The sequence below is a fragment of the Azospirillum thermophilum genome (assembly GCF_003130795.1).
Taxonomy (GTDB): domain Bacteria; phylum Pseudomonadota; class Alphaproteobacteria; order Azospirillales; family Azospirillaceae; genus Azospirillum; species Azospirillum thermophilum.
This window is the reverse complement of sequence record NZ_CP029353.1, coordinates 914907-938135: the sequence shown is the minus strand read 5'-3', so window position 1 is coordinate 938135 and position 23229 is coordinate 914907. Positions and strand designations below refer to the sequence as shown.

The window sequence follows — 23229 nt, the reverse complement described above, 5'->3', positions numbered from 1 at the left end:
GGCCGCTTACGGTGAGCGGCCCTCGTTATTCTGCCTGCCCTGTCCAACTCGCCCCGGCCGCTGACTGCCGGGGAAGCTGACGATGCGCGAGCGTATGGCCGGGTAACGCGAACGTCAAGCCGGCTGTGCGGGCGGCGCATGGCTCGGCCGCGATGCCGCAGCCTCCGGCGCCCGCAGATGCTCGACCAGCCGTTGCGCATGCAGCGGCAGCGCGTCGAAGCGGCGCACGGCGATGGTCAGCGCCCGCTTGGCCCAGGGGTCGGTCAGCCGCACCGTCCACAGCGCCATGGTGCGGCGGCAGCGGCGGGCGGCGGTTTCCGACACCACGGCGATGCCCACCCCCTGCTCCACCATCCGGCAAACCGCCTCGAAGCTGCGCAAGCGCACCCGCATCTTCAGCGGCCGGCCGGCCCGCGCCGCATGCTGGTCGAGATGGTCCTGGAAGGCGCTGCCCGTGCTGAGCCCGACGAACTCCGCCCCCATCACCTCGCGGAAGGCGATCTGCCGGTGGCCGGCCAGCGGGTGGTCGCGCGGCACCACCAGCACCATCGCGTCGGTCCGGAAGGGAAAGACCTGCAGGTCTGCCGGGTCCGCCGAATCGGAGACGATGCCGATGTCGGTCAGCCCCTCCGCCACCGCCTGGACGATCTCGTAGCTGAGGCGTTCCTGGAGGTCGATGTCGACGCTGGGATTGGCGGCGAGGAAGCTGCCGAGCAGTTCCGGCAGAAATTCGGTCAGTGCCGCGGTGTTGCTCATCACCCGGACATGGCCCTTCAGCCCGCGGGCGTAGGCACCCAGCTCGCCGCGCATCCGTTCGAGCTGTTCCGTCACCATGCGGGCGTGATGGACCAGCGCCCGGCCCGCCGGGGTCGGCCGTACCCCGCGCCGCCCGCGTTCCAGCAGCGGCACGCCCAGCGCCTCCTCCATGCCGCGGATGCGGGCGCTGGCCGAGGCGAGCGCCAGATGGCTGCGCTCGGCGCCATGGGTGATGCTCGCCGCCTCCACCACATGGAGGAACAGGCGCAGGTCGGTGAGGTCGAAGCGCATGGCATGTCCCCGCGACGGGCAAGAGGCCGGTCCTGCCTTCGTACAGGACGAAGGCTCGGTCCGCCATTCCCGCATTGTCGGGCGGGGTCCGGTCCGCTCAGCTTGTACGCATGCTGAACGATCCGCTCCCCTTCGCCATGCTGGCGACCGCCACCTTCCTCATCGCCGGCTTCGTCAAGGGCGTGGTCGGGCTCGGGCTGCCGACCGTCGCGGTCGGCCTGCTGAGCCTCGCCGTCCCGCCGGCCCAGGCGGCGGCCCTGCTGGTGGTGCCGTCGCTGGTCACCAATGTCTGGCAGCTCGCCTCCGGCCCGGCCTTCGGTCCGCTGCTGGCCCGGCTGTGGCCGATGCTGGCGGCGATCGTCGCCGGCACCTGGGCGGGCGCCCTGCTGTTCGCCGGGATCGACGGGCGCAAGGCGACGGCGGCGATGGGCGTCGCCCTGGCCGTCTACGCGCTGCTGGCCCTCAGCCCGCTGCGGCCCGGCGTCCGGGCGGGAAGCGAGCGCTGGCTGGCGCCGCTGGTCGGGGCGGCGACCGGGCTGATCACCGCGCCGACCGGACTGTTCATGATCCCGGCGGTGCCCTACCTGCAGGCGCTCGGGCTGGAGAAGGAGGATCTCATCCAGGCGCTCGGGCTGTCCTTCACGGTGTCGACGCTGGCGCTGGCGTCCGGTCTGGCGGGAACGGGCCTGTTCGGGGGACGGGATGCGCTGGCCTCCCTGCTGGCCCTCGCCCCCGCGCTGGCCGGGATGGCGGCCGGCCAGTGGGCGCGGCGCCGGATCCCCCGGCGGCCTTCCGCCTGTGCTTCCTCTGCGGAGTCCTGCTGCTGGGGGGATATCTGGCGCTGCGCGGCTGACGGCTCCTGCGTCCGGCCGGGCCATCAGGCCGGCTGCACCTCGGCGGCGGGCACGCCCAGCATCGTCTCCTCCACCAGCCAGTCCACCACCTGCTGCAACGCCTCCCAGCCCGTGGCCCCGTCCTCCAGGGCCTGCCGGTAGATGGCGACCTGACGGTGGGCGCTGGTGCCGCGGCCGAGGATGTCGCGGGCACGCTCCACCTCCGCCGTGCAGCCGAAATGCTCGGCATCCTCGCGGGTCAGCTCGATGATCTCGTCCAGCAGCTCGCCATAGGGGACGATCCGCCCCTGGCCGAAATCCACCAGCCCGTCGTCGAAGCCGTAGCGCTGGGCCCGCCAGCGGTTCTCCTCGATCAGCAGGTTCTTGTAGGGACGCCAGGTCACGTTGCGCAGCTTCAGCCGCCACAGCATGCGCAGCAGGCAGCGGAACAGCGCCGCCACCGTCACCGCGTCGTCCAGCCGGGTGCAGATGTCGGTGATGCGCATCTCCAGCGTCGGGAAGCGGTGCGACGGGCGGATGTCCCACCACAGCTTGCTGGCATCCTCGATGATGCCGGCCTGCACCAGCACGTTCACATGGTGCTGGTACTCGCCGAAGCTCTGAAACCCGTCGGGCATGCCGGTGCGCGGCAGCTCGTGCCAGACCGACAGGCGGTAGGACTTCCGCTCCATGTCCCGCCCCCGCCAGAAGGGCGAGGAGGTGGAGAGCGCCAGCAGATGCGGCAGGAAGTAGCGGACCTGGTTCATCAGGTCGATGCGCAGGTCGTCGTCCTCGATCCCGATATGCACGTGCATGCCGCAGATCATCAGCCGCCGTGCCGGGGCGCCGAGGTCGCGCGCCAGCATGTTGTAGCGGTCGCGGTTGGTCGGCTGCTGCGGCTCCCAGGCAGCGAAGGGGTGGGTCGAGGCGGCGATGGGGGCGAGCCCGTACTGGCCGGCCACCCCCGCCACCGTGGCGCGCAGCGTGGCGAGTTCCGCCCGCGCCTGCGCCAGCGTGGTGCAGACCGGCGTGCCGACCTCGATCTGGCAGCGCAGGAACTCGGGATGGATGCGGTCGGGCGCCCGCTCCTGGCAGGCGGCCAGCATCTCCTCCGGCGGGCTCGGCACGATGTCGCGCGTGCCGCGGTCGACCAGCAGATATTCCTCTTCAAGGCCGAGGGTGAAGGCCGGTTCCATGAGGGTCTCTCACTCCCGCGGGTAAAGCGCGATCCGGTAGAGGGACGGATCGGCAAGGATGGGGTCCAGCGCATCGCCCAGCACCCGACCCCACAGCTCCACCCCCTGCGGCACGGCGATCAGGTCCTGCCGCACCTCCAGCAGGACGTTGGGCAGCCCGGCCGGCGTGGCATGCGTCTCGATGGTGCCGCCCGCGGTGTTGCGGCCGGAATAGGGTTCGTTGTCGCCGACGCACCAGCGGCCGTCGGCCCGCAGCCGCTCCATCAGCGGCAGCGGGATGCGCGGGTCGCGGTCCCACAGCACGCCGATGTGCCAGGGCCGCGCCACGCCGCGCATCACCGGCGTGAAGCTGTGGACGGAGACGATGGCCGGCACCTGCCCGCGCTCCCGCCGCCGGGCGATCTCGCCGGCGACGGCGGCATGGTAGGGGCGGAAGATCGCCTCCACCCGCCGCTCCTGCTCAGCCGCGTCGAGCGCGCGGTTGGCGGGGATCACCACGTCGTCGCTGATCACCGGGATCGCCGTCGGATCCTCCAGCGCCCGGTTGGGGTCGATCACCAGCCGCGAGAAGCCGGACAGCACCGCCGTCGCCCCAAGCCTCTCCGACAGGTGCCGGGTCAGTTCGGCGGCACCGATGTCGTAGGCGATGTGGCGGCAGAGCTGCTCCTCCGTCAGGCCGAGGTCCCGCAAGCCGCGCGGCACGGCGCGGCAGGCGTGGTCGCAGACGAGAAGCACCGGGCTCGGCGACTCGGCCTTCAGGATGGTGACCGGCGGCGGGTCCTCCGGCCCCAGCAGGGGCCTCGGCGGGGCCGGGCGCGGCGGAGTCGGTCCGGTCACCGGCCGCTCGTGCGTCGCCGGACCGGCGTGGGCATCGCCGGGCTGCGGATCGGATGGTCGGGGGGACTGCAGGGACATGTCGCAACTCTACCGCAAGGACGCCGCCGCCCGGAAGCGCCGGCACGCGTGGCCGGCCGGGGCGAAAACTGCTACGGTCGGGCTATACCTATCCAAAAGGCATGGTCATGCGCCAATTCCGTTTCCTCCTTTTCGCCGTGCTGGCCCTGCTCGGGGCCTGCGGGCCGATCTATGAAACACAGTACAGCTTCATTCCGCCCAACTCGACCGAAGGCCGGATGTGCGTCGGCCAGTGCCAGCAGGGCCGCACCATCTGCCGGCAGGGCTGTACCCTGGAACAGCAGGCCTGCCGCAATGACGCCAAGACGCGCGCCATGATGGACTACCAGGCCTACGTCAACCGGCAGACGGCCGAAAAGAAGCCCATCAAGAAGAGCCCCAGCGACTTCGAGCAGACCTGGGCCTGCGGCAACAGCTCCTGCGAGGAGCGGTGCGAGAGCGACTATCGCGGCTGCTTCTCCTCCTGCGGAGGTCAGGTGATCGCGCAGCAGGTCTGCACCATGTTCTGCGATCAGGCGCCGCGCCAGCCCGTCCTCTCGCCGGCGCCCCCGGCGGCGGCCTACAGCCCGATCCCGCAGGGCGGCGCTCCGGGCATGGTGGTCGCCGGCCGCTCCGACCAGTCCGCCGTCACCTGCCGCAAGGGCGAGCGGGTGGAGGCTCTGTGGGAGGGCGAGTGGTATCCCGCCGTGGTGACCGGCGGCCCGCGCGGCGACGGCCGCTGCCCGATCCACTACGAAGGCTACAGCCGCCAGGACGACGAGGCGGTATCGCCGCGCCGGCTGCGCCCCCGCGAGTGACGAAAGCCCCTTCCGCAATGTGCCATTCCAGGTAGAGCCGCATCCCAGCCATGCCCCGGCCGGGATGGCGGGCTCCGCCGGATGCGCGCTATAAGCAAGCGATGCCCGACGCGTCCGCCGCCCTTGTGCTGAGCCATGACCGCACCCAGCGAACCGCGTTGATCGCGCTGTTCGCCGGCGCGCTGGCGATCGCCTTCGCACCCATCTTCGTCCGCCTGTCGGAGGTCGGACCGACCGCCACCGCCTTCTGGCGCGTCGCCCTGGCGACACCGGTCCTGGCGGCCTGGATGGTGGCGGAGCGCCCGGGCTTCAGCCGCCGGTCGCCGACGGGGTTCCGCGACTTCGCCGGGCTGGCGCTGGCCGGCGTCTTCCTGGCCGGCGACCTGATCATCTGGCACCTGTCGCTGCGCTACACCTCGGTCGCGAACTCGACGCTGCTCGCCAACTTCGCGCCGATGTTCGTCGCCCCCGTCTCCTTCCTGCTGTTCGGCGAGCGGTTCCGCCGCAGCTTCCTGGCCGGGCTGGCGATGGCCGTCGCCGGGGCGGTGCTGCTGATGGGGCAGAGCTTCCGGCTGAATGCCGACCAGCTCTACGGCGACGCGCTCGCCCTGCTCTCCGCCACCTTCTACGCCGGCTACATCCTGGCGATCGGACGGCTGCGCGCCGCCTTCACCACCGCCACCGTCATGGCCTGGAGTTCGGCCATCACCGCGGTCGCCGTGCTGCCGGTGGCGCTGGCGTTCGGTGAGACGATGCTGCCGGCGAGCCTCGACGGCTGGGCGGTGCTGGCCGGGCTGGCGCTGGTCAGCCACGTCGGCGGGCAGAGCCTGATCGCCCATGCGCTGGCCCATCTGCCGGCCGCCTTCTCCTCCGTCAGCCTGCTGCTGCAGCCGGCCGGCGCGGCCATCCTCGCCTGGGTGCTGTTCGCCGAACCGCTGGGGGCGCTGCAGGCGGCAGGCGCGGCGGTGATCCTGGGCGGCATCCTGCTGGCACGGCGCGGAAGCCGTTGAGCGTTTCCCCCGCCCCGCGCCCGGCCCCCGCGCCCGGTGCAGGGGTGGGCCGATTGGGCGCACCCCTTGTGCCGTTGATTACCGGGCCGAACCCCGCTACGGGTAGTTATAGTCCTTGAAGATCCTGAAGGGGATTGACCAAGTGCCGGACACCGACGACTCCCTCTCTCCGCAGCCCTCCGCGCAGCGCATCTCGGAGTGGGTTGCCCAGCAACTGCTCGACCGGATTGCGCGTGGCGAGCTGGTCCCGGGGGAGCGGCTGCCCGGCGAACGCCAGCTTGCCGAACAGCTCCGCGTCAGCCGCGTCTCGGTCCGTGCCGCCCTGCAGAAGCTGAAGACCCAGGGATTCCTCACCGCGGTCCAGGGCGGCGGCACCCGCGTGGTGTCGTCGGCCGGCGTGATGGACGGCGCGCTGACCGCCATGGTGCGCAGCAAGCACGACAACCTGTGCGACTTGGTCGAGATCCGCATGGCGCTGGAAAGCTGGGCCGCCCGCCGCGCCGCGCTGCGCGCCACCGAGGAGCAGATCGCCGGGCTCGGCCATATCCTCGCCGGCATGGGCGAGACCAAGGGCGACGGCGGACGGGTGGCGAGCGACATGGACTTCCACGTCGCGGTGGCGCAGGCGGCCGGCAGTCCGGTCTATCTGCACCTGCTCTCCACGATCCGCGACATCCTCAGCGACATGGTGGAGATGCACCATACCGAACCCTTCATGGAGGGCCACGAGGCGCTGATGATCGAGCATCACCGCGCGATCTACGAAGCCATCGCCCGCCGCGACGCCGACGCCGCGGCCCAGGCGGTCACCGCCCATCTCGGCTGGGTGCTGGCGCGCTACCGCGCCATGGGCATCAGCGAGCAGACCGCCGCCCGGCCGCCCTCCCCGCCCGCCGCCTGACCGGCGGCCCCGACCACACCGCGGCAGACGGCAAAAAGCCGCCGCCCCACGCGGGACGGCGGCTTTCCTCATGGTCCGATCTCCGGCGTCAGGCGCCGAGAATCGCTTCGATCTGCCTGGTGACCTCATCGATGTCGGCCATGCCGTCCACCGACTTCAGCACGCCGCGGCCCTGGTAATAGGGCAGGATCGGCGCCGTCTGCTCGTGATACTGGGTCAGGCGGGTCTTCACCGTCTCGGCGTTGTCGTCGGCCCGGCGCTTGAACTCCGTGCTGCCGCAGACGTCGCAGACCCCGGCCACCTTCGGAGTCTCGAAGGTGTCGTGATAGCCCTTGCCGCACTTGGCGCAGGTGTAGCGGCCGGTGATGCGCTCGACCAGGATGTCGTCGACGACCTTCATCTCGATCACATGGTCGAGCTTCAGGCCCTTGTCCGACAGCATCTTGTCCAGCGCCTCGGCCTGCGCGACGGTCCGCGGGAAGCCGTCGAGGATGAAGCCGTTCTTGACGTCCGGCTTCGCAATCCGCTCGCCGATCATCTGGACCATCAGGTCGTCCGGCATCAGCTTGCCGGCCGACATGATGTCCTTGGCCTGCTGCCCGAGAGGACCGCCTTCGGCAACCAGGGCGCGGAGCATGTCGCCGGTCGACAGCTGGACGAGCCCCCGCTTGTCCTCGAGCCGGCGCGCCTGGGTCCCCTTCCCGGCGCCCGGCGGGCCGAGCAGAATGAGGTTCATTACTTTCTCCCCCGAAGCTTCGCTTTCTTGATCAGCCCTTCATACTGGTGAGCCAGCAGATGGGAATGGATCTGCGCGACCGTGTCCATCGTCACGGTGACGACGATCAGCAGACTGGTGCCGCCAAAATAGAACGGAACCGAGTGCTGGGAAATCAGGATTTCGGGCAGGAGACAAACCGCCACAAGGTAGGCCGCGCCGATCACCGTCAGGCGGGTCAGCACGTAATCGATATGGTCGGCCGTGTTCTTGCCCGGACGGATGCCGGGAATGAAGCCGCCATACTTGCGCAGGTTCTCGGCCGTCTCGGACGGGTTGAACACGATGGCGGTGTAGAAGAAGCAGAAGAACACGATCAGCGCGGCGTACATGAACATGTACAGCGGCGTGCCGTGCGCCAGATAGCGCGACACCGCCTGCAGCCACTCCGGCCCCTCCCCGCCCGCGAAGCCGACCGCCGTCAGCGGCAGCAGCAGCAGCGAGGACGCGAAGATCGGCGGAATGACGCCCGAGGTGTTCAGCTTCAGCGGCAGGTGCGACGCCTCGCCGCCGAACACGCGGTTGCCGACCTGTCGTTTCGGATACTGCACGATCAGGCGGCGCTGGGCGCGCTCCATGAACACGATGAAGAACACGACGCCGACCGCCATCAGCAGCATGAAGATGATGAAGACGGTGGACAGCGCACCCTGGCGTCCCAGTTCCAGCGTGTTGACCAGCGCGCGGGGCAGCTCGGCCACGATGCCGGCGAAGATGATCAGCGAGATGCCGTTGCCGATGCCGCGGGCGGTGATCTGCTCGCCCAGCCACATCAGGAACATCGTGCCGCCGACCAGCGTGATGACCGTGGACACGCGGAAGAACAGGCCCGGATCGATGACCGCAGCCCCCGTCGAGCCCCTCATCGCCTCGAGCCCGACCGCGAGGCCGTAGGCCTGGACGGTGGCGAGCGCGACGGTGCCGAAGCGGGTGTACTGGTTCAGCTTCTTGCGGCCCGACTCGCCTTCCTTCTTCAGCGCCTCGAGCTGCGGCGACACGGCGGTCAGCAGCTGCACGATGATCGACGCCGAGATGTACGGCATGATGTTGAGCGCGAAGATCGTCATGCGGTGCAGCGCACCGCCCGCCAGCATGTCGAACATGCCGAGGATGCCGCCGCCCTGCTGCTTGAACACGTCCTGCAGGATGTGCGGGTCGATCCCGGGGAGCGGAATGTAGGTGCCCAGGCGGTACACGATCAGAGCCGCCAGGGTGAACCAAATCCGCTTTTTCAGCTCGGTCGCCTTGGCGAAGGCGCCGAAGTTGATGTTTGCGGCAAGCTGCTCGGCCGCTGATGCCATGGGTAGAATCCCTGTCCCTTACGTGCGAACGGGGCGGTCCTGCTTTATGCAGGCCGCCCCTCGCGACTGCGCTTCTTTTAGTGCCGGAGGCCGCCCGTGCGCAAGACCGCACGGGACCGGCCCGTCACCGGATGGACCGGTTTACTCGGCGGCTTCGGCGGCGGGAGCGGTCAGCGTGACGCTGCCACCCGCCTTCTCGACCGCCTCGACCGCCGACTTGGAGGCACCGGCGACCGTGAAGGAAACCTTCGCGGTCAGCGCGCCCTTGGCCAGCAGACGGACACCGTCCTTCTTCACCTTGCCGGTGACGCCGGCGGCCTGCAGGGCCGCGGCGTCCACGGTCTCGCCGGCGTTCAGCTTGCCGGCGTCGATGGCCTTCTGGACCATGCCCAGATTCACCACCGAGTATTCCTTGGCGAAGATGTTCCGGAAACCGCGCTTCGGCAGACGGCGATGCAGGGGCATCTGACCGCCTTCGAAGCCGTTGATCGCGACGCCGGTGCGCGAGGTCTGACCCTTCACGCCACGGCCGCCGGTCTTGCCCTTGCCCGAGCCGATACCGCGACCGACGCGCATGCGCGACTTGCGGGCACCGGGGTTGTCCCGGAGGTCGTTGAGCTTCGTCATGGCATCAGCCCTCGTTCTCGACGCGGACCAGGTGCGCGACCTTGGCGATCATGCCCCGCACCGCCGGAGTATCCTCCAGCTCACGGGTCCGGTGCAGCTTGTTGAGACCCAGACCGACCAGCGTGGCACGCTGGTCGTTCTTCCGCCCGATCGGGCTGGCGATCTGGGTGACGACGACAGTCTTCTTGTCAGCCATGATCAGGCCTCCTGCGCACCGGCGGCGGTCTCGCGACGGCCGAGGATGTCGCTGACCCGGCGGCCGCGGCGGGCGGCGACCGAGCGGGGGCTGGTGACCTGCGACAGGGCGTCGAAGGTCGCCTTGATCATGTTGTGCGGGTTCGACGTGCCGATCGACTTGGTCACGACGTCCTGGACGCCGAGAGCCTCGAAGATCGCGCGCATCGGGCCGCCGGCGATGATGCCGGTACCGGCCGGAGCCGCACGCAGCACGACCTTGCCGGCACCGAAGTGGCCGTTGGTGTCGTGGTGCAGGGTGCGGCCCTCGCGCAGCGGGACGCGGATCATGCCGCGCTTGGCCTGATCAGTGGCCTTGCGGATGGCTTCCGGCACCTCGCGGGCCTTGCCCGAGCCGACGCCGACGCGACCCTTGCCGTCACCGACCACGACCAGGGCGGCGAAGCCGAAGCGACGGCCACCCTTCACCACCTTGGCGACGCGGTTGATGCCGACGAGCTTCTCGATCAGCTCGCTCTCTTCCCGCTCGCGCGGCTGCCGGTCGCGGTTGTCCCGCTCCCCTCGTTCACGTGCCATATTCGGGCCTCCTTAGAACGACAGCCCGCCCTCACGGGCGGCGTCGGCCAGGGCTTTGACCCGGCCATGGTAGATGTAGCCACCGCGGTCGAAGACCACCTCGGTGACGCCCGCCGCCTTGGCGCGCTCGGCGATCAGACCGCCGATCCGCTTGGCTGCCTCGACATTGCCGCCGTGCTTGAGCTGCTCGCGCAGCTCCTTCTCCAGCGTCGAGGCGGACGCAAGGGTGCGGCCGCTCTCGTCGTCGATGACCTGGGCATAGATGTGCAGATTGGACCGGAAGACAGAGAGGCGAACACGCCCGCCAGCCTTCTTGGCAATCTGCGCGCGCACACGCAGTTTGCGGCGCTCGTGAAGTTGCTTGGGCTTCAGCATGGCGGTTACTTCTTCTTACCTTCCTTGCGGAGGACGGTCTCGGTCTCGTACTTGATGCCCTTGCCCTTGTAAGGCTCGGGCTTCTTCCAGCCGCGGATCTCGGCGGCGACCTGACCGACCTTCTGCTTGTCGAAACCCGACACGGAGATGGAGGTGGGCTTGTCGCACTTGATCGAGATACCCTCGGGGATCGGGTACTTCACGTCGTGCGAGAAGCCGAGCTGCATGACCAGCTCCTTGCCCTGCACGGCCGCGCGGTAACCGACGCCGTTGATCTCGAGGTTGATGGTGAAGCCCTGGCTGACACCGGTGACCATGTTGTTGATCAGGGTGCGCGAGGTGGCCCACATGGTGCGGGCCCGCTTGCTGTCGTTCGCCGGCGTCACCACGACCTTGCCGTCTTCCAGCTTGGCCGAGATGTCGTCGATCAGGGTCATGCTGAGCGAGCCCAGCTTGCCCTTGGCCGTCACCTGCTGGCCGTTGACGGAGACGTCAACGCCAGCGGGGACCGGCACGGGATGCTTGCCAATGCGCGACATCGCGGATCCCCCTTAGAACACGCGGCAGAGGACTTCGCCGCCGACGTTGGCGGCGCGGGCCTCGTTATCCGACATCACGCCGCGCGGCGTCGACAGGATCGCCATGCCCAGGCCGTTGTAGACGCGGGGCAGGTCGGCGATCTTCGAGTAGACGCGGCGGCCGGGCTTCGACACGCGGGAGATCTGCTTAATGACAGGCTCCCCCTCGTGATACTTCAGCTCGATCTTCAGGTTCTTCACGCCGGGGCGCAGCTCTTCCTCGGAATAACCGCGGATGAACCCCTCGCGCTTCAGGACTTCCAGGACGTTGGTGCGCAGCTTGGACGCCGGGCTCACGACAACGGACATGCGGGCGTGCTGACCGTTGCGGATGCGGGTCAGCATATCGCCGAGCGGATCGCTCAAAGACATTCTCAGACCCCCCTTACCAGCTCGACTTCACCATGCCCGGGATCTGGCCGGTGGAGGCCAGTTCGCGCAGGGTGACACGGGACAGCTTGAACTTGCGATAGAACGCCCGCGGACGGCCGGTCATCTCGCAGCGGTTCCGGATGCGCACCTTCGACGAGTTGCGCGGCAGTTCCGCCAGCTTCAGGCGGGCGGCGAACTGCTCTTCCGGGGGGAGGGTCTTGTCGTTGGCGATCGCCTTCAGCTTGGCACGCCGGTTGGCGTACTGCTGAACCATCTTCGCACGACGCTTGTTCTTTTCGACAGCGCTGGTCTTGGCCATGATCGTGCTCCCGTCAGCTCACGAACGGCATGTCGAAGCCCTTGAGGAGAGCCTTGGCCTCCTGGTCGGTCTTCGCCGTGGTGACGAAAATAATGTCCATGCCGCGGATCTGATCGATCTTGTCGTAGTCGATCTCCGGGAAAATGATCTGCTCCTTCACGCCCATGGCATAGTTGCCGCGGCCGTCGAAGCTGTTGCCGGGAATGCCGCGGAAGTCGCGGACGCGCGGCAGAGCGATCGTCACCAGGCGATCCAGGAACTCGTACATCCGGTCGCGGCGCAGCGTGACCTTGCAGCCGATCGCCATGCCCTCACGCAGCTTGAACTGCGCGATGGACTTGCGGGACTTGGTCACCACCGGCTTCTGGCCGGAGATCGCGGTCAGCTCGGCGACCGCGTTCTGGATCTTCTTGGAGTCGCCGACGGCCTCGCCGACGCCCATGTTGATCACGATCTTCTCCAGACGCGGAACCTCGAGGTCGTTCTTGTAGCCGAACTCGCTCTTGAGAGCCGCGCGGATCTTGCTCTCGTAGACTTCCTTCAAACGTGCAGCCATGGTCCGGTCCTCACACGTCGATGACTTCGCCGGACCGCTTGGCGACACGCACCTTGCGGCCATCCTCAAGGACCTTGAAACCGACGCGGGTCGGCTTGCCGTCCTTGGGATCGACATGGGCAACGTTCGAGACGTGAATCGGCGCCTCGAACTCGACGATGCCGCCCTGCGAGCGGGCGCTGGGACGCTGGTGCTTCTTCACCACGTTCACGCCCTGGACGACGACGCGCTCCTCCTTGGGGAGGACCTTCAGCACCTCGCCGGTCTTGCCCTTGTCCTTGCCGGCCAGGACGACGACCTTGTCCTTGGTCTTGATCTTGGCGGCCATTACAGCACCTCCGGCGCCAGCGAGATGATCTTCATGAACTTCTTCGCACGAAGCTCACGGGTGACCGGCCCGAAGATACGGGTGCCGATCGGCTCGCCCTGCTTGTTGATCAGCACGGCGGCATTGCGGTCGAAGCGGATCGCCGACCCGTCCTCCCGTCGCAGTTCCTTCGCGGTGCGGACGATGACGGCGCGATGCACGTCGCCCTTCTTGACGCGGCCCTTCGGAATGGCCTCCTTGACCGAGACGACGATGATGTCGCCCACGGTGGCAACCTTCCGCTTGGACCCGCCAAGCACCTTGATGCACTGCACCCGGCGCGCCCCGCTGTTATCGGCGACTTCCAGGTTGGTTTGCATCTGGATCATGGTTTACGACCTTTCGGTAATCACGCGGCGCCGCCGGTGGCGGCGGATTCCGTCACGACCATCCAGCGCTTGCGCTTGGAGATCGGACGGCACTCGATGATCGAAACCGTATCGCCGACCTTGAACTGGTTGCCCTCGTCGTGGGCGGCGTACTTCTTCGACTGACGAATGAACTTCTTGTACACGGGGTGCATGACGCGGCGCTCGACAAGGACGGTAATCGTCTTGTCTTCCTTGTCACTGACCACCGTGCCCTGCAGAACGCGGCGAGGCATTGGTCAACCCCCCTTACTTGCCGGCCTCGGGAGCGCGGGCGCGCTCGCCGAGAATGGTCTTGATGCGGGCGATGTCGCGACGCACCACACCAACCCGCGCGGTGTTCTCCAGCTGGCCGGAGGCCCGCTGGAAGCGCAGGTTGAACTGCTCCTTCTTGAGCTGGAGGAGCTGATCGTTCAGCTCGTCCGTGCTCTTGGTCCGAATGTCCACGGCCTTCATGCCGCCACCTCTTCAACGCCGCCGAGGCGGCTCACGACCTTGGTCTTGATCGGCAGCTTGGCCGCCGCCAGGGCGAAGGCCAGCTTCGCCACGTCGGCCGGAACGCCGTCGAGCTCGAACAGGATGCGGCCGGGCTTGACGCGGGCCGCCCAGTATTCCGGAGAACCCTTACCGGAACCCATGCGGACTTCGGCGGGCTTCGTGGTCACCGGCAGGTCCGGGAACACCCGGATCCAGACGCGACCCTGACGCTTCATCGTGCGGGTGATCGCGCGGCGGGCCGCCTCGATCTGACGCGCGGTGATGCGCTCCGGCTCCAGGGCCTTCAGGCCGAAGGACCCGAAGTTCAGCTCGGTGCCGCCCTTGGCGTTGCCGTGGATGCGGCCCTTATGGGCCTTGCGGTATTTCGTACGCTTCGGAGAAAGCATCGCTCAGCCCCTTTACTCGCGCTCGGTGCGCTCGGACCGGTCACGGCCGCGGCCGCCCCGATCCTCGCGGTCACCGCGCTCGCGCCGCTCGCGGCGCGGCTCGCCATCGGTCGACACCGGCTCGCCACCCATGCGCTTGTCCTGCGCCATCGGGTCGTGAGCCATGATCTCGCCCTTGAACACCCACACCTTGACACCGCAGGTGCCGTAGGTGGTCTTCGCGGTGCCCACACCGTAGTCGATGTCGGCGCGCAGGGTGTGCAGCGGAACGCGGCCCTCGCGGTACCACTCCATGCGGGCGATCTCGGCGCCGCCGAGACGACCGGAGCAGTTGATCCGGATGCCCTGGGCGCCCAGACGCATCGCCGACTGCACGGCGCGCTTCATGGCGCGACGGAAGGCGACGCGGCGCTCGAGCTGGCTGGCGATGTTCTCGGCGATCAGCCGGGCGTCGATCTCCGGCTTGCGGATCTCGACGATGTTCAGGCTGACCTCGCTGCCGGTCATCTTCGACAGCTCGGACCGCAGCTTCTCGATGTCCGCGCCCTTCTTGCCGATCACCACGCCCGGACGGGCCGAGTGGATGGTGACGCGGGCCTTCTTGGCCGGACGCTCGATGACGACGCGCGAGCAGCCCGCCTGCTGGAGGCGCTGCTGCAGGTAGCCACGAAGCTTCAGGTCCTGGTGCAGCAGGTTGGCGTAGTCGCGCTTGGCGAACCACCGGCTGTCCCAGGTGCGGTTGATGCCGAGGCGCAGCCCGATCGGATTGACTTTCTGACCCATCTTACTCGGCCCCTTCGGCAACGGCGGCGTCGCGCTCGCGAACGATGATCGTCAGGTTGCTGAACAGCTTCTCGACCCGGGCGCCGCGACCGCGGGCACGGGCGTGGAAGCGCTTCATCACCAGAGCGCGGCCGACCGTGGCGGAGGACACATACAGCCGATCGACGTCGAGCTGATGGTTGTTCTCCGCGTTGGCGATCGCGGCCTGCAGGACCTTCTTCACCTCGCCGGCGATGCGGCGCTTGGAGAAGGTCAGCTCGGCCAGAGCGCTGCCGGCGTCCTTGTTGCGGATCAGCTGCGCGACGAGGTTGAGCTTGCGCGGGCTGGTGCGGATCATCGGATTGGAGGCGAGCGCCTCGTTCTCCGCGACTCGGCTGGGGTTGGAAGGCTTGCCCATCGCTTACTTCCTCTTCGCCTTCTTGTCCGCCGCGTGGCCGTAGAAGGTCCGCGTCGGAGCGAACTCGCCGAACTTGTGACCGATCATGTGCTCGGTCACCAGCACCGGCAGGAACTTGTGGCCATTGTAGACGCCGAACGTCAGACCGACGAACTGCGGCAGGATGGTCGAACGACGCGACCAGATCTTGATGATCTCATTGCGTCCCGAAGCCCGGCTCTTGTCCGCCTTCTTCAGCAGATAGCCGTCGACGAACGGGCCCTTCCAGACGGAGCGTGCCATCGTCCGACCTCCTTACTTCGAATGACGGCGGCGCAGGATCAGGCCGTCCGTCTTCTTGTTGTGACGCGTCTTCTTGCCCTTGGTCGGCTTGCCCCACGGCGTGACCGGATGACGGCCGCCCGAGGTGCGACCCTCACCACCACCGTGCGGGTGGTCGATCGGGTTCATGGCGACGCCGCGGACCGACGGGCGCTTGCCCAGCCAGCGGTTGCGGCCGGCCTTGCCCAGATTGATGTTCATCTGGTCGGGGTTCGACACCGCACCCAGGGTGGCCATGCACTCGCCGCGGACCATGCGCAGCTCGCCCGAGGGCAGCTTGAGCTGGGCGTAGCCGCCATCGCGGCCGACCAGCTGCAGGTAGGTGCCGGCGGAGCGGGCGATCTGGCCGCCCTTGCCCGGCTTCAGCTCGACGTTGTGCACGACCGAGCCGACCGGGATGTTCTTCAACGGCATGGCGTTGCCGGGCTTCACGTCGACGCGCTCGCCCGACACGACCATGTCGCCCACCTTCAGGCGCTGCGGCGCGAGGATGTAGGACAGGGTCCCGTCCTCGTACTTGATCAGCGCGATGAAGGCCGTGCGGTTCGGATCGTATTCCAGCCGCTCAACGGTGGCCGGAACGTCGAACTTGCGACGCTTGAAGTCCACCAGACGGTAGACGCGCTTGTGACCGCCGCCCATCCGGCGCGCGGTGATGCGGCCGGTGTTGTTGCGGCCACCGGACTTGGTCAGGCCCTGGGTGAGGGTCTTGACCGGCTTGCCCTTCCACAGCTCCGAGCGGTCGACGATGACCAGCTGGCGGAGCGACGGCGTAATCGGGCGGTATTGCTTCAGAGCCATCGGATCACACTCCCGCTCAGATGCCCGTGGTCACGTCGATCTTGTTACCCTCGGCGAGGGTGACGACGGCCTTCTTGAAGTCCGAGCGACGGCCGATGGTGCCGCGGAAACGCTTGGTCTTGCCCTTGGTGATCAGGGTGTTGACCGCGGTAACCTTCACATTGAACAGGCCCTCGACGGCCGCCTTGATCTCCGGCTTGGAGGCCGTCAGCGGAACGCGGAAGGTGACCTGGTTATGCTCCGAGGCCATCGTCGACTTCTCGGTGATGACAGGAGCCAGAATCAGGTCGTACATCCGCTCCCGGCTCACCGCAGGTTTCGACTGCTTGCTCATTTCAGGCGAGCCTCCAGTTGCTCGACCGCGTTGCGGGTCAGGACCAGCGTGTCGCGGCGGAGAATGTCATAGACGTTGGCGCCCTGCTCCGGCAGCACGTCGATCAACGGGATGTTGCCGGCGGCACGAGCGAAGTTCACGTCCAGGTTGGCGCCATCGATGATCAGCGCCGACGTCAGACCCAGGCCGGCCAGACGGGCCGCCAGCTCCTTGGTCTTGTGGGTCTCGGCCTTGGCGGCCTCGAGCACCACCAGCTTGCCCTCGGCGGCCTTGGCCGACAGGGCGGTCTTCAGGGCCAGCTTGCGGACCTTCTTGGTCAGGTCGTGCTCGTGGGAGCGGACGACCGGGCCGAAGATGGTCGCGCCGCCGCGGAACTGCGGCGAGCGGGTCGAACCCTGGCGGGCGCGACCGGTGCCCTTCTGACGGTACGGCTTCTTGGTCGTACCCTGGATTTCGCTGATGCCCTTGGTCTTGTGGTTACCGGAGCGGCGCTTGGCCAGCTGCCAGTTCACCATGCGGGCCAGGAGATCGGTACGGGCGGGCAGGCCGAACACGTCATCCGACAGCTCGATCTCGCCAACCGTCTCGTTGTTGAGGTTCTTGATCGTGGCCTTCATGGCGCTCACTCCTGCGACTCGGCCGGGGCTTCCGCCGCCGGAGCCGACTTGATGGCCGCCGGGAAGGGCAGGCCTTCCGGAGCCTTCTTCTTCACCGCGTCGCGGATGCGCAGCCAGCTGCCCTCGGCGCCGGGGACGGCACCCTTGAGCAGGATCAGACCGCGGTCTTCGTCAACCGACACGACCTGCAGGTTCAGGACGGTCACCTTCTCGTCGCCGAGATGGCCGGCCATCTTCTTGTTCTTGAAGACCTTGCCGGGGTCCTGGCGGTTACCGGTCGAGCCGTGCGAGCGGTGCGACACCGACACGCCGTGCGTGGCGCGCAGACCGCCGAAGTTCCAGCGCTTCATCGGACCGGCATAGCCCTTACCGATGGAGGTACCGGTGACATCGACGAACTGGCCCGGCACGAAGTGGGCGGCCGACAGCTCGGCGCCGACCTCGATCAGCGCGTCGGCGCTGACGCGGAACTCGGCCATCTTGCGCTTCGGCTCGACACGCGCCTTGGCAAAATGCCCGCGCATCGGCTTCGTGACGTTCTTGACCTTCACGGTGCCGGCGCCGAGCTGGACGGCGGTGTAGCCGTCATTCTCTTCCGTCCGAACCGCGACCACCTGGCAGCCGTCGACTTTCAGCACAGTCACCGGCACATGCTGCCCGTCGTCCGTGAAGACGCGGGTCATGCCGACTTTCTGCGCGATCAAACCGGATCGCATTGTTCTTTCTCTCCTGACCAGGGACATCCGCTTACCGGAGAGGTCCCTTTACCAACTGAAAATCAGAGCTTGATCTCGACATCCACGCCGGCGGCGAGATCGAGCTTCATCAGCGCGTCCACCGTCTGGGGCGTCGGGTCGACGATGTCGAGCAGACGCTTGTGGGTGCGGATCTCGAACTGCTCCCGCGACTTCTTGTCGATGTGCGGCGAACGGTTCACCGTAAACTTCTCGATCTGCGTCGGCAGCGGGATCGGGCCCCGCACGCGCGCACCGGTCCGCTTGGCGGTGTTGACGATCTCGCTGGTGGACTGATCCAGCACGCGATGATCGAACGCCTTCAGGCGGATGCGGATGTTCTGGCTATCCATGTCCAAACGTCCCTTGCACCTCGTGTCGACGGCGACGGCGCCATCGAAAACCGACAAAACAATCTTTCCGCGAACCACAACGCAGCGCGAGGCCGCGCACCGATCCACCGAAGCGGCGGGCGGCTGGCCCAGGCTGACCATATGACGAGCCGATACGAAAAGAGCACCCCCCGCGCGTACCGCGACCTGGGGATGTTCAAGCGGCGGATCACATCCGTGGAAGAAGGTGTCCTGCCGTTCGTAGCGGGCTGCGTCTAGGCCGAGACCTGCCTACCACCAACCCTTGATCCTGAGGGCGCAACTTGTATGCCCTCCCCGCTTCGGTGTCAACCCACATTTTCCCCCTTGGACAGGAGGAGTCGCGGGCCGGCCGCAGCGGCGGAAACCGGCCGGGTCCGGAAACGGAAACGGGGCCGGCGAACCGGCCCCGCGTCCCGTGATCCCGAAGGATCGTCAGGCGATGATGGACGCCACGACGCCGGCGCCGACGGTGCGGCCACCCTCGCGGATGGCGAAGCGCAGGCCCTCGTCCATGGCGATCGGAGCGATCAGCTCGACTTCCATGGCGACGTTGTCGCCCGGCATCACCATCTCCGTGCCTTCCGGCAGCTTCACCATGCCCGTCACGTCGGTCGTGCGGAAGTAGAACTGCGGACGGTAGTTGGTGAAGAACGGGGTGTGGCGGCCGCCCTCTTCCTTCGTCAGGATGTAGGCCTCGGCCTTGAACTTGGTGTGCGGGGTGATCGAGCCCGGCTTGGCCAGAACCTGGCCGCGCTCCACGTCCTCGCGCTTGGTGCCGCGCAGCAGCGCGCCGATGTTGTCGCCGGCCTCGCCCTGGTCGAGCAGCTTGCGGAACATCTCCACGCCCGTCACCGTCGTCTTCACCGTCGCCTTCAGGCCGACGATCTCGACTTCCTCGCCGACCTTCACCACGCCACGCTCGACGCGGCCGGTCACCACGGTGCCGCGGCCCGAGATCGAGAACACGTCCTCGATCGGCATCAGGAACGGACGGTCCTTCGGACGCTCCGGCTGCGGGATGTAGCGGTCGACCTCGGCCATCAGCTGCAGGATGGCGTCACGGCCGATCGCCGGCTCGCGGTCCTCCAGCGCGCACAGCGCCGAACCCTTGACGATCGGAATCTCGTCGCCCGGGAACTGGTAGGAGGACAGCAGCTCGCGTACCTCCAGCTCCACCAGCTCCAGCAGCTCGGGATCGTCGACCATGTCGACCTTGTTCATGAACACCACCAGCGCCGGCACGCCGACCTGACGGGCCAGCAGGATGTGCTCGCGGGTCTGCGGCATCGGGCCGTCGGCGGCCGACACCACCAGGATCGCGCCGTCCATCTGGGCGGCGCCGGTGATCATGTTCTTCACATAGTCGGCGTGGCCCGGGCAGTCGACGTGCGCGTAGTGGCGGTTGTCGGTCTCGTACTCCACGTGGGCGGTCGAGATCGTGATGCCGCGCGCCTTCTCTTCCGGCGCCTTGTCGATCTGATCGTAGGCGGTGAACGTCGCGCCGCCCTTTTCCGCCAGCACCTTCGTGATGGCCGCCGTCAGCGACGTCTTGCCGTGGTCGACGTGCCCGATCGTGCCGATGTTGCAGTGCGGCTTGTTCCGCTCGAACTTTGCCTTCGCCATGGTTTGCTCTCTCCGTTTATCAAGCGTTCCAGCGGTTTATCAGGCCACTTTCGCGCGGATGTCTTCCGCAATGGCCTGCGGCACCGGCTCGTAGTGGTCGAACTGCATGCTGTACTGCGCGCGTCCCTGGCTCATGGAACGCAGGCTGTTCACATAACCGAACATGGTTGCCAATGGCACCATTCCCGTGATCACCCCGGCGTTTCCGCGGCGATCCATGCCGGTGATCGTACCACGACGGCTGTTCAGGTCACTGATGATGTCGCCGGTATAATCTTCCGGCGTCACCACCTCGATCCGCATCACCGGCTCCAGCAACACCGGGCCGGCGAGCGCCATGCCCTCGCGGAAGGCCGCGCGGGCGGCGATCTCGAAGGCGAGCGCCGAGGAGTCGACGTCGTGGGCCGTCGCGTCGGTCAGCGAGACGCGGCAGTCGATGGTCGGGAAGCCGGCGACCGTGCCGGCCTCCTTGGCGATCTCCAGTCCCTGCCGGACGGCCGAGACGAACTCGCGGGGCACCGGCGAGGCGGCGGGAAGCCGCGCGTCGACCTGGAAACCGCTGCCCGGCGCCTGCGGCTCGAACAGCAGCTTCAGCCGGGCGAACTGGCCGGTCGGCCCGATGACCTTCTTGTGGGTGTGGTCCAGCTCGGCCTTGCGGGTGATGGTCTCGCGGTAGGCGACCTTGGGCAGGCCGACGGTGGCGTCGACCTTGAACTCGCGCCGCATGCGGTCGACGATGATCTCCAGATGGAGCTCCCCCATGCCGCGGATCACCGTCTGGCCGCTCTCCGGATCGGTGGAGACGCCGAAGGACGGGTCCTCCTGGGCGAGGCGGAAGAGCGCCTGACTCATCTTCTCGCGGTCGGCGTCGGACTTCGGCTCGACCGCCACCTCGATGACCGGCAGCGGGAACTCCATCCGCTCCAGCACGATCGGCCTGGCGGGATCGCACAGGGTGTCGCCGGTCGCCGTGCTCTTCAGCGCGGTGAACGCCACGATGTCGCCGGTGAAGGCGGTCTCGATGTCTTCGCGGCTGTTGGCGTGCATCAGAAGCATGCGGCCGATGCGCTCGCGCTCGCCCTTCAGCGGGTTGAGGACGGTGGCGCCGGACTGCAGCGTGCCCGAATAGATGCGGAAGAAGGTGAGCGGCCCGACCACCGGGTCGTTCATCACCTTGAAGGCGAGGCCCGAGAAGGGCGCGGCGTCGGACGGATCGCGCTCGTCGCCCTCGGACGAGTCGACGCGATGGCCCTTCACCGGCCCGACATCGACCGGCGCCGGCAGATAGTCGACGACGGCGTCGAGCAGCGGCTGGATGCCCTTGTTTCGGAAGGCGGAGCCGCACAGCACCGGGACGATGGCGGCGCGCAGCGTGCCGGCGCGGATGCAGCGGCGCAGCACGTCGGGCGACGGCTCGGCCCCGGTCTCGAGATAGGCCGAGAGCGCCGCCTCGTCGAAATCGAGCACGGTGTCGAGGAGCTGCTGGCGCGCATCGGCGGCAGCCTCGCGCAGGTCCTCGGGAATGTCGGTGTGGTAGAACTCGGCGCCGAGGGTCTCTTCCTTCCAGATGGTCGCCTGCATGGTCACCAGATCGACCAGGCCGACGAAGGAGGACTCCGAGCCGATGGGGAGCGTCAGCACGGCCGGCGTCACGCCCAGCCGCTCGCGGATCATCGCGACGGTGCGCGGATGGTCGGCGCCGACACGGTCCAGCTTGTTGACGAAACAGACGCGGGGCACGCCGTACTTGTCGGCCTGCCGCCACACCGTCTCGGTCTGCGGCTCGACGCCGGAGACGGCGTCGAACACGGCAACGGCGCCATCCAGCACCCGCAGCGACCGCTCGACCTCGATGGTGAAATCGACGTGGCCGGGCGTGTCGATGATGTTGATGCGGTGATCGCGCCAGAAACAGGTCGTGGCCGCCGAGGTGATCGTGATGCCGCGTTCCTGTTCCTGTTCCATCCAGTCCATCACGGCGGTGCCGTTATCGACCTCGCCGAGGCGATAGGACTTTCCGGTATAGAACAGAATCCGCTCGGTCGTCGTCGTCTTGCCGGCATCGATGTGGGCCATGATGCCGATGTTGCGGTAACGGTCGAGAGGATGCGAACGAGGCATGGACGATCACCCGGAGCGGCGCGTGCCTTACCAGCGGTAGTGCGAGAACGCCTTGTTGGCTTCGGCCATGCGGTGCGTGTCCTCGCGCTTCTTGACCGCGGTGCCGCGCTGGCTGGCCGCGTCAAGGAGCTCGCCCGACAGGCGCTCCGTCATGGTGTTCTCGGACCGGGCGCGGGCGGCGCTGATCAGCCAGCGGATGGCCAGGGCCTGGGCGCGGTCGGAACGGACCTCTACCGGAACCTGGTAGGTCGCACCGCCGACGCGGCGGGAGCGGACTTCCAGGTGCGGCTTCACGTTCAGCAGAGCGTCGTGGAAGACCTGAACCGGGTCGTTCTTGGTCTTCGTCTCGATACGCCCCAGGGCGCCGTAGACGATGCGCTCGGCGGCCGACTTCTTGCCGTCCAGCATCAGGCAGTTCATGAACTTGGTCAGGACGCGATCGCCATACTTGGCGTCCGGCAGGACCTCACGCTTCTCGGCGCGACGACGACGGGACATCGTGAATACTCCTTACTTCGGACGCTTCGCGCCGTACTTCGAACGACGCTGCTTACGATCTTTGACGCCCTGGGTGTCGAGCGTGCCGCGGATGATGTGGTAGCGGACACCGGGAAGGTCCTTGACGCGGCCGCCGCGGATCATCACCACCGAGTGTTCCTGGAGGTTGTGACCCTCGCCAGGGATGTAGCTGGTGACTTCGAAGCCGTTGGTCAGGCGCACGCGGGCGACCTTACGAAGAGCGGAGTTCGGCTTCTTCGGCGTCGTGGTGTACACGCGGGTGCAGACGCCGCGCTTTTGCGGGCACGCCTCCATCGCGGGCACTTTGTTGCGCGCGGCCAAAGGCTCGCGCGGCTTACGGATCAACTGGTTGATCGTCGGCATATCTGCCCTTCATCCCTTCAGGTCACTCGGCCGGCGGAGCCGGTCGATTCCGGTAAGTCGCCCGGCGGAGCCGGACGATGCAAAGGCCCGCCTTCGAAGCATGGTGGCTTCGAGCGAGCCCAATGAGCGAACGCCAATCAAATCGCTTCGACCGGCTATGTCCATGAGTTCAGCGGGTCCGGGACAGGATACACTCCGGCCTCAGGGTCCCTTTGAAGTGGCGGGACTATAGGCAAGCGCCCCGGGAGCG

The 23229-nt window shown here is 67.6% G+C and carries 34 protein-coding genes; 4 read left to right on the top strand and 30 right to left on the bottom strand.

Annotation, left to right across the window (positions count from 1 at the left end; genetic code table 11):
• Positions 1-114: 114 nt before the first annotated feature.
• Positions 115-1047 (bottom strand): LysR family transcriptional regulator, encoded by a 933-nt coding sequence (locus DEW08_RS10535; protein ID WP_109326931.1) that lies wholly within the window; start codon positions 1045-1047, stop codon positions 115-117.
• Positions 1048-1157: 110 nt separating this feature from the next.
• Here DEW08_RS10535 and DEW08_RS10530 point away from each other — a divergent pair, with 110 nt between their 5' ends.
• Positions 1158-2042, top strand: a complete 885-nt coding sequence (locus DEW08_RS10530) for a sulfite exporter TauE/SafE family protein (protein ID WP_245986563.1) — start codon at positions 1158-1160, stop codon at positions 2040-2042.
• Here DEW08_RS10530 and DEW08_RS10525 read toward each other — a convergent pair.
• On the bottom strand, positions 1925-3076 hold the full coding sequence (locus DEW08_RS10525) for a carboxylate-amine ligase (protein ID WP_109326930.1): 1152 nt from the start codon (positions 3074-3076) through the stop codon (positions 1925-1927). The genes DEW08_RS10530 and DEW08_RS10525 overlap by 118 nt on opposite strands.
• 9 nt (positions 3077-3085) lie before the next feature.
• Positions 3086-3991 carry an N-formylglutamate amidohydrolase gene (locus tag DEW08_RS10520; protein WP_109326916.1) on the bottom strand — a complete coding sequence of 302 codons (906 nt, stop codon included), beginning with the start codon at positions 3989-3991 and terminating at the stop codon, positions 3086-3088.
• Positions 3992-4098: 107 nt separating this feature from the next.
• Between DEW08_RS10520 and DEW08_RS31135 the strand changes: the two genes are divergently transcribed.
• The 3 genes from DEW08_RS31135 to DEW08_RS10505 all read left to right on the top strand — a co-directional run bounded on the left by DEW08_RS31135 (position 4099) and on the right by DEW08_RS10505 (position 6699).
• Positions 4099-4788 carry a hypothetical protein gene (locus DEW08_RS31135; protein WP_168220338.1) on the top strand — a complete coding sequence of 230 codons (690 nt, stop codon included), beginning with the start codon at positions 4099-4101 and terminating at the stop codon, positions 4786-4788.
• 101 nt (positions 4789-4889) lie between these two features.
• Positions 4890-5798 (top strand): DMT family transporter, encoded by a 909-nt coding sequence (locus DEW08_RS10510; protein WP_109326913.1) that lies wholly within the window; start codon positions 4890-4892, stop codon positions 5796-5798.
• Between the two features lie 142 nt (positions 5799-5940).
• Positions 5941-6699, top strand: coding sequence for a FadR/GntR family transcriptional regulator (locus tag DEW08_RS10505; protein WP_109326905.1), 759 nt, complete (start codon positions 5941-5943; stop codon positions 6697-6699).
• 88 nt (positions 6700-6787) lie between these two features.
• On the opposite strand, the gene DEW08_RS10500 is transcribed toward DEW08_RS10505, so the two are convergent.
• The 27 genes from DEW08_RS10500 to rpsL all read right to left on the bottom strand — a co-directional run bounded on the left by DEW08_RS10500 (position 6788) and on the right by rpsL (position 22979).
• Positions 6788-7435 (bottom strand): adenylate kinase, encoded by a 648-nt coding sequence (locus DEW08_RS10500; RefSeq protein WP_109326904.1) that lies wholly within the window; start codon positions 7433-7435, stop codon positions 6788-6790.
• Positions 7435-8775, bottom strand: coding sequence for a preprotein translocase subunit SecY (gene secY, locus DEW08_RS10495; protein ID WP_109326903.1), 1341 nt, complete (start codon positions 8773-8775; stop codon positions 7435-7437). Before secY ends, DEW08_RS10500 begins: the two co-directional genes overlap by 1 nt.
• 141 nt (positions 8776-8916) lie before the next feature.
• The gene (gene rplO / locus DEW08_RS10490) at positions 8917-9402 is read right to left on the bottom strand and encodes a 50S ribosomal protein L15 (protein ID WP_109326902.1); all 486 of its coding nucleotides are present in this window, start codon (positions 9400-9402) and stop codon (positions 8917-8919) included.
• A gap of 4 nt (positions 9403-9406) precedes the next feature.
• Positions 9407-9598: a 50S ribosomal protein L30 gene (rpmD, locus tag DEW08_RS10485; RefSeq protein ID WP_109326898.1), complete on the bottom strand. Its 192-nt coding sequence runs from the start codon at positions 9596-9598 to the stop codon at positions 9407-9409.
• A gap of 2 nt (positions 9599-9600) precedes the next feature.
• Positions 9601-10173 carry a 30S ribosomal protein S5 gene (rpsE, locus tag DEW08_RS10480; RefSeq protein WP_109326897.1) on the bottom strand — a complete coding sequence of 191 codons (573 nt, stop codon included), beginning with the start codon at positions 10171-10173 and terminating at the stop codon, positions 9601-9603.
• A gap of 12 nt (positions 10174-10185) precedes the next feature.
• Complete coding sequence (gene rplR, locus DEW08_RS10475) at positions 10186-10548, bottom strand: 50S ribosomal protein L18 (RefSeq protein ID WP_109326896.1); 363 nt, start codon at positions 10546-10548, stop codon at positions 10186-10188.
• A gap of 5 nt (positions 10549-10553) precedes the next feature.
• Positions 10554-11087, bottom strand: a complete 534-nt coding sequence (rplF, locus tag DEW08_RS10470) for a 50S ribosomal protein L6 (protein ID WP_109326892.1) — start codon at positions 11085-11087, stop codon at positions 10554-10556.
• Between the two features lie 12 nt (positions 11088-11099).
• The gene (gene rpsH, locus DEW08_RS10465; RefSeq protein WP_109326891.1) at positions 11100-11498 is read right to left on the bottom strand and encodes a 30S ribosomal protein S8; all 399 of its coding nucleotides are present in this window, start codon (positions 11496-11498) and stop codon (positions 11100-11102) included.
• A gap of 13 nt (positions 11499-11511) precedes the next feature.
• On the bottom strand, positions 11512-11817 hold the full coding sequence (gene rpsN, locus DEW08_RS10460; protein WP_109326890.1) for a 30S ribosomal protein S14: 306 nt from the start codon (positions 11815-11817) through the stop codon (positions 11512-11514).
• A 13-nt stretch (positions 11818-11830) separates the two neighbouring features.
• Positions 11831-12373 carry a 50S ribosomal protein L5 gene (gene rplE / locus DEW08_RS10455; protein WP_109326889.1) on the bottom strand — a complete coding sequence of 181 codons (543 nt, stop codon included), beginning with the start codon at positions 12371-12373 and terminating at the stop codon, positions 11831-11833.
• A 10-nt stretch (positions 12374-12383) separates the two neighbouring features.
• Positions 12384-12701 (bottom strand): 50S ribosomal protein L24, encoded by a 318-nt coding sequence (rplX, locus tag DEW08_RS10450; protein WP_109326888.1) that lies wholly within the window; start codon positions 12699-12701, stop codon positions 12384-12386.
• Positions 12701-13069, bottom strand: a complete 369-nt coding sequence (gene rplN / locus DEW08_RS10445) for a 50S ribosomal protein L14 (protein ID WP_109326887.1) — start codon at positions 13067-13069, stop codon at positions 12701-12703. The genes rplX and rplN overlap by 1 nt, the downstream gene beginning before the upstream one ends.
• A 20-nt stretch (positions 13070-13089) precedes the next feature.
• Positions 13090-13344 carry a 30S ribosomal protein S17 gene (gene rpsQ, locus DEW08_RS10440; protein ID WP_109326886.1) on the bottom strand — a complete coding sequence of 85 codons (255 nt, stop codon included), beginning with the start codon at positions 13342-13344 and terminating at the stop codon, positions 13090-13092.
• 13 nt (positions 13345-13357) lie between these two features.
• Positions 13358-13564 carry a 50S ribosomal protein L29 gene (rpmC, locus tag DEW08_RS10435; protein WP_109326885.1) on the bottom strand — a complete coding sequence of 69 codons (207 nt, stop codon included), beginning with the start codon at positions 13562-13564 and terminating at the stop codon, positions 13358-13360.
• Positions 13561-13992 (bottom strand): 50S ribosomal protein L16, encoded by a 432-nt coding sequence (gene rplP, locus DEW08_RS10430; protein ID WP_109326884.1) that lies wholly within the window; start codon positions 13990-13992, stop codon positions 13561-13563. Before rplP ends, rpmC begins: the two co-directional genes overlap by 4 nt.
• Before the next feature lie 12 nt (positions 13993-14004).
• Positions 14005-14775: a 30S ribosomal protein S3 gene (rpsC, locus tag DEW08_RS10425; protein WP_109326877.1), complete on the bottom strand. Its 771-nt coding sequence runs from the start codon at positions 14773-14775 to the stop codon at positions 14005-14007.
• Between the two features lies 1 nt (position 14776).
• Positions 14777-15172, bottom strand: coding sequence for a 50S ribosomal protein L22 (gene rplV / locus DEW08_RS10420; RefSeq protein WP_109326873.1), 396 nt, complete (start codon positions 15170-15172; stop codon positions 14777-14779).
• A 3-nt stretch (positions 15173-15175) separates the two neighbouring features.
• Positions 15176-15454: a 30S ribosomal protein S19 gene (rpsS, locus tag DEW08_RS10415; RefSeq protein ID WP_012973209.1), complete on the bottom strand. Its 279-nt coding sequence runs from the start codon at positions 15452-15454 to the stop codon at positions 15176-15178.
• Between the two features lie 12 nt (positions 15455-15466).
• Positions 15467-16294, bottom strand: coding sequence for a 50S ribosomal protein L2 (gene rplB / locus DEW08_RS10410; protein ID WP_109326872.1), 828 nt, complete (start codon positions 16292-16294; stop codon positions 15467-15469).
• A gap of 16 nt (positions 16295-16310) precedes the next feature.
• Positions 16311-16628 carry a 50S ribosomal protein L23 gene (locus DEW08_RS10405; RefSeq protein ID WP_109326871.1) on the bottom strand — a complete coding sequence of 106 codons (318 nt, stop codon included), beginning with the start codon at positions 16626-16628 and terminating at the stop codon, positions 16311-16313.
• A complete protein-coding gene (rplD, locus tag DEW08_RS10400; protein ID WP_109326870.1) occupies positions 16625-17245 on the bottom strand; it encodes a 50S ribosomal protein L4 in 621 nt (206 codons plus the stop codon). Before rplD ends, DEW08_RS10405 begins: the two co-directional genes overlap by 4 nt.
• A 5-nt stretch (positions 17246-17250) precedes the next feature.
• Positions 17251-17961, bottom strand: a complete 711-nt coding sequence (gene rplC, locus DEW08_RS10395) for a 50S ribosomal protein L3 (protein WP_109326869.1) — start codon at positions 17959-17961, stop codon at positions 17251-17253.
• Positions 17962-18023: 62 nt separating this feature from the next.
• The gene (gene rpsJ, locus DEW08_RS10390; protein ID WP_085555136.1) at positions 18024-18332 is read right to left on the bottom strand and encodes a 30S ribosomal protein S10; all 309 of its coding nucleotides are present in this window, start codon (positions 18330-18332) and stop codon (positions 18024-18026) included.
• A gap of 453 nt (positions 18333-18785) precedes the next feature.
• Positions 18786-19976 carry an elongation factor Tu gene (gene tuf, locus DEW08_RS10385; RefSeq protein ID WP_109326847.1) on the bottom strand — a complete coding sequence of 397 codons (1191 nt, stop codon included), beginning with the start codon at positions 19974-19976 and terminating at the stop codon, positions 18786-18788.
• A 39-nt stretch (positions 19977-20015) separates the two neighbouring features.
• On the bottom strand, positions 20016-22097 hold the full coding sequence (gene fusA, locus DEW08_RS10380; protein ID WP_109326868.1) for an elongation factor G: 2082 nt from the start codon (positions 22095-22097) through the stop codon (positions 20016-20018).
• A gap of 27 nt (positions 22098-22124) precedes the next feature.
• Positions 22125-22595, bottom strand: a complete 471-nt coding sequence (rpsG, locus tag DEW08_RS10375) for a 30S ribosomal protein S7 (RefSeq protein ID WP_109326862.1) — start codon at positions 22593-22595, stop codon at positions 22125-22127.
• Between the two features lie 12 nt (positions 22596-22607).
• Positions 22608-22979, bottom strand: coding sequence for a 30S ribosomal protein S12 (gene rpsL / locus DEW08_RS10370; RefSeq protein ID WP_012973201.1), 372 nt, complete (start codon positions 22977-22979; stop codon positions 22608-22610).
• Positions 22980-23229 lie beyond the last annotated feature (250 nt).